Source organism: Kitasatospora sp. NPDC093558 (assembly GCF_040683475.1).
In the GTDB taxonomy this organism is placed as follows: Bacteria; Actinomycetota; Actinomycetes; order Streptomycetales; family Streptomycetaceae; genus Kitasatospora.
In genome coordinates, this window is record NZ_JBFBDY010001336.1 from 1 (window position 1) to 1,127 (window position 1,127).

Sequence of the window (1,127 nt, forward strand, 5' to 3'; positions counted from 1 at the left end):
CTCGGCGCCGCCGACCTCGCCCACCCGCCCGCCGGCGACTCCGTCTACCTCCAGGCGGCCGGCCGGTACATCGCCTACCCGGCCGGCGCCGCCCTGCCCGCCGCCCTCGTCACCGCCGCCCTCGGACTGGCCCTGCTCCTGCGGCTGCGCGCGCGGGCCGCGCTCTCGCTCGCGCGCACCGCCGCCGGACTGCTCCTCGCGCTCGGCCAGGTGCTGCTCGCCGCCGGGGCCGCGTTCGCACTGGCGCCCCTGGTGGCCTCCCGCCGCGCCGAGTTCGGCCCGTACGGCGACATCACCGGCCACGGCACCGCCCTCGCCGGGTTCCTGCTGCTCACCGTCGCCCTCGGCACGGCCGGCGCCCTCGTCGCCCGGCGCCGCATCGACGCACGCCACCGGACGGCCGGTGCGATCGTCCTCTGGGTGCTGCTGGCGTGCGCCTGCGCCGTCGTCCTGCCGGGCGGCAGCCACGTGTTCACCTGGCCCGCGCTCGGCCTCGTCGCGGCCACCGCGCTGCTCACCTCGCGCGCCGGCACGACGACGGCCGGGCGGATCGGGGCCGCGGTGCTCGCCGTGCTCCCGCTCGGCCTGCTCGTCGTCCCGCTCGTGCCGCTGTTGACGGACGCGCTCGGGCTCGGGCTGGTGGCCGTGCCGGTCGCGGTCGCGGCGCTCGTGATCGCGCTGCTGCCCGCCGTGCTGCCGCCGCTCCCCCGCCCCGCGCGGCTCCTGGTGCCGGCCACGGCGGCGCTCGTCGCCGCGGCCGTCCTCGCCGCCGCGGCGCTGATCCCGCCGCCGCAGCCGTACCGGGGCCGGGCCGCCGCGCTGTACCTGCTCGACGCGGACCGCCGCACCGCCACCTGGCTGAGCGACGCGCCGCCGGACGCCTGGAGCGACCGGCTGCTGCCCGACCCGGAGCCGGTCCCGGTCGCCGACCTGTGGCCCGGCTGGCGCGTGCCGGTCCGGCGCGCCGGGGCGCCGGTGCTGCCGCTCGCCGCGCCGGAGGTCACCGTGACGCCCGTCCCGGGCGGGCCGCCGGACGGACGGCGCGTCACCGTCCGCGCGGTGTCCCGGCGGGGTGCCCCCGAGCTGGTGCTGCTGGTGACGGGCGCGGCCGTGCGCGGCTACGCGAT

The 1,127-nt window shown here is 80.9% G+C and carries 1 pseudogene; it reads left to right on the forward strand.

Annotated features, from left to right (window positions below):
• Positions 1-1,127 (forward strand): annotated as a pseudogene (locus AB0O00_RS40790) (hypothetical protein); the annotation flags it as partial.